The organism is Humidesulfovibrio sp. (assembly GCF_031082295.1).
Lineage (GTDB): Bacteria > Desulfobacterota > Desulfovibrionia > Desulfovibrionales > Desulfovibrionaceae > Humidesulfovibrio.
Window position 1 is genome coordinate 1 of the sequence record NZ_JAVHLD010000068.1, and the last position, 3,310, is coordinate 3,310.

Below are 3,310 nucleotides of genomic sequence, written 5' to 3' on the forward strand. Positions count from 1 at the left end.
CGCGTTGCTGCCCTCGGCCGAGCAAGACGGCTCAGTGGCGATGCTCTGCTTGTGGCCTCAGTCACGGCATGGGCCTATCTTATGGTTGATTCAGTTGTTTGTGCCTGGGTCGCCGTCACTCCGAGCCATGATCCGCTCCCATGGCTTCGGATCAGTTCGTACAAGAGCACCTTGTCCCTCCTCTCACTCTGGATAGGCGGCCCCATTGCCCTGTGGCTCAAAGGCATCCGCATGCCCCCGCGCAACAGCATCGACATGAAATAGACCCGCTTCGTCTGGCGCGACTTTGAGCCGCCCCCTTCGGGGTTTCAGGCCGGGCGCTTCACGGTACTCGACCCGCTGGGCAAGAAGGGCGGCGACAGCGACTGGTACGCTTACTCCCCCGGCGCCACCCTGGGCCTGGGGATGAGCGGCAGCCCCGCGGCCTGGCGCATCAGGATCTCGTCGCGCACGGCCTCAAGGCTCAGGAATCGCGCCGCAGTCGACGGGTGGTCGCCCCCGCTGCTGATGCGCGTCGGGTCCTGGGCCGCCAGCCGCCGCCAGACGTTGGGCGCGTCCTTGATGGCGAACCCGGCGCGCGCGGTGAAGTAAAGGCCCACGGCGTCGGCCTCGGTCTCCTGCTCCGGGGTGGTGGTCCCGACGGCTTTGCCGGACGCACTCCGGCGCACGTGGCCCAGGATGTTGTGGGCCATCTCGTGGCCCAGCACCACGGCCAGGTCCTCGTCCCTCTGGAACAGGTTCATGATGCCGTAGGTGGCGAAGACGCTGTCGCCGTCGGCATAGGCGTTCACGGCGTCGCCCACCACGGTGGTGAAGCGCGTGTCGCAGATGTTGGTGGAAGCGGGGATGACCACGCGAAGCGGCCCGCCCGAGCGCATAAGCTCCAGAGCCACCGGCCCCCCGCCAGCCATGGCGTCCAGCCTGCGGCTCACGTCGGGCGCCGCGCCGGAGGAGACGTCCACGGGCCTGCCGTTCACAGAGCGCACCACGTCGCCGCGCCGCACGCCAGCCAAAAACGCCGGGCCACCGGGCATGACGCCGGTGACCACCACGGTGCCCTCGCCCACCCCCCAGAAGGCGCACAGGGTCTCGAACCACTGTCCGTTGTCGCGGCGGTGGAAGGAATCGGCCACCAGCCCCAGGCTTGGGCGCGCCTTGCCGCGCTGGCGGCACAGGGGCTCGCTCGCGGTGACCAGCGGCCAGGCCAGGGCGTTCAGCCGGTCCAGGCGCTCGTAGAAGGCCTCTGCGGCGAACCGGCGCTGCACCTCGGCCTCGCGCCGTGCCGCGGCCTCAAGCGCGGGGTCGGCCCCGTTCCCGGCGGTCCGGGCGGGCGCGCAGGCGCACAGGCCCAGGCCAAGCAGGCCCAGAACCGCCCACAGCGCGGCCAAGGGCCAACGGGACGGTTTTGGCGCGCGCATGGACATGTCCCGGCCAGGGCCTAGTCGATGTCCAGGCCCCAGCCCTGGCGCACGGTGCGCCGCCAGGACGCGAACTCCGCCGCGAAGTCCGCCAGCTTGAGCTCGCGCTTCTCGCCGGTGCGGCGGTCCTTGGCCTCGATGATGCCGTTCTTGAGGCCCTTGCCGCCCAGCACCAGCTGCATGGGCATGCCCATCAGGTCGGCGTCCTTGAACTTGCTGCCGGGGCGCTCGTCGCGGTCGTCGTAGAGCACCTCGACCCCCTGCTTCGTCAGCTCGGCGTAGAGCTTGTCCGCGGCCTCGGCCACCTCGGGGTCCTTGCCGCCGGCAAGCGACAGCAGCGCCACCTCAAACGGCGCGATGGACGGCGGGAACTTGATGCCCTCGGCGTCGTGGTTCTGCTCGATGGCGCTGGCCACGATGCGCGACACGCCGATGCCGTAGCAGCCCATGACCATGATCTGCTCCTTGCCGTTCTCGTCCAGGAACACGGCGTTCATGGCCTGGGAGTACTTGAGCCCCAGCTTGAACACGTGGCCCACCTCGATGCCGCGCCGGAAGCCGATGGCACCGCCGCAACGCGGGCACTTGTCGCCCTCGGTGATGTTGCGCAGGTCGGTGTAGGCGTCGACCTTGCAGTCGCGCCGCAGGTCGACGCTCTTCAGGTGGGCGTCGGCCTTGTTGGCCCCGACGACCCAGCCGCAGTCGAAATCCAGCTCGCGGTCGGCGATGATCCTGATGCCTGCGGCCTTGAGGCCCACAGGTCCGGCGAAGCCCACGGGCGCGCCGGTCCAGGCCACCACCTGCTCGGGCGTGGCCAGCTTCACGTCCTGCGCGCCGAGGTGATTCTTCAGCTTGATCTCGTTCAGCTCGCGGTCGCCGCGCACCAGGCCCGCCACAGGCGTTCCGTCCACGTCGAACAGAAGGGTCTTCACCAGCGTGTCGGCCTCGATCTCCAGGTACTCGCAAACCTCCTCCACCGTGTGCTTGCCGGGGGTGGGAACCTCCATGGCAGGGCCGCAGTCGCCGCCGCAGTTGCACTTGTCCACCGGCGCGACCACCTCGGCCTTCTCCAGGTTGGCCGCGTACTCGCAGGCCTGGCACACGGCGATGGTGTCCTCGCCGGTGTCGGCCAGCACCATGAACTCGTGGCTGAAGTTGCCGCCGATGGAGCCGGAGTCGGCCTCCACGGGGCGGAACTCCAGGCCCAGGCGGCGGAAGATGGCCTTGTAGGCGTCGTACATCAGGCGATAGCTCAGGTCGGCCCCGGCCTCGTCGCGGTCGAAGGAATAGGCGTCCTTCATGACGAACTCGCGGCCGCGCATGAGCCCGAAACGCGGGCGGATCTCGTCGCGGAACTTGGTCTGGATCTGGTACAGGTTGATGGGCAGCTGGCGGTAGGAGCGCACCTCGCCGCGCACCAGGTCGGTCACGACCTCCTCGTGCGTGGGTCCGAGGCAGTACTCGCGCTCGTGCCTGTCGGTGAAGCGCAGCAGCTCCTTGCCGTAGAACTCCCAGCGCCCGGTCTCGCTCCACAGGTCGCCCGGCTGCACCATGGGCATCAGGATTTCCTGGGCGCCCGCGCGGTTCATCTCCTCGCGCACTATGTCCGCCACCTTGTTCAGCGTCCGCAGGCCCAGCGGCAGGTACGTGTAGATGCCCGCCGTCAGCTTGCGGATGAACCCGGCGCGCAACAGCAGGCGGTGGCTGACGACCTCGGCCTCGGCCGGGACTTCCTTCAACGTGGGGACATAGGTACGGGACAAACGCATGCGGTGTTCTCCTCAAAAGTAATGTGTGTCGCCCCCAGGGGCGCCGCCCCTGGACCTCACCGGGGGGAATGATTCCCCCCGGCCCCCCCTCATTTGTCCGCTGCGATACCTGCGGCGGGAACC

General features: G+C 68.8%; 3 protein-coding genes. 1 reads left to right on the top strand and 2 read right to left on the bottom strand.

Going from position 1 to position 3,310, the window contains the following annotated elements:
- Positions 1–264 (top strand): hypothetical protein (locus RDU24_RS15840; RefSeq protein ID WP_308736751.1); only part of this gene is annotated, 264 nt, incomplete at its 5' end.
- Between the two features lie 110 nt (positions 265–374).
- On the opposite strand, the gene RDU24_RS15845 is transcribed toward RDU24_RS15840, so the two are convergent.
- Both RDU24_RS15845 and RDU24_RS15850 read right to left on the bottom strand, forming a co-directional pair.
- Positions 375–1,418: a M48 family metallopeptidase gene (locus RDU24_RS15845; protein WP_308736752.1), complete on the bottom strand. Its 1,044-nt coding sequence runs from the start codon at positions 1,416–1,418 to the stop codon at positions 375–377.
- A gap of 20 nt (positions 1,419–1,438) precedes the next feature.
- Entirely contained in the window at positions 1,439–3,187 is a 1,749-nt protein-coding gene (locus RDU24_RS15850) for a proline--tRNA ligase (protein ID WP_308736753.1), read from the bottom strand.
- Positions 3,188–3,310: the final 123 nt, after the last annotated feature.